The following is a 231-nucleotide window of genomic DNA, read 5'->3' as shown; positions in this document are numbered from 1 at the left end:
ACGCAGGCCCCAAGCATGTGCTCGGACTGATTAGAAATTACTTAAAAAAGGTTAATGAGCATGGTGAATACTTTTTTGAAAATCAGCACGAAAGCGCAGTTAGATTGTGTTTAATGTTATTTGGCGAACTAAAATTGCGCCTGGAGTTAGGCTTAGAGATAGGTGATTTACTGACAACCAGACAACAATACTTGCAAGATACTGCCGAGATGTTTTTGCGAGCTCATCAAG

The 231-nt window shown here is 40.3% G+C and carries 1 protein-coding gene; it reads left to right on the top strand.

Translation table 11 applies throughout. The annotated features are described in order from the left end of the window. Positions 1-231 (top strand): hypothetical protein (locus AAEZ09_RS29305; protein WP_350601821.1); only part of this gene is annotated, 231 nt, incomplete at both ends.

The sequence above is a fragment of the Pseudomonas sp. 65/3-MNA-CIBAN-0223 genome (assembly GCF_040310425.1).
Taxonomy (GTDB): domain Bacteria; phylum Pseudomonadota; class Gammaproteobacteria; order Pseudomonadales; family Pseudomonadaceae; genus Aquipseudomonas; species Aquipseudomonas gregormendelii.
Note: the sequence above shows the minus strand (reverse complement) of the source record. Positions and strands in the feature narration are given on the sequence as shown.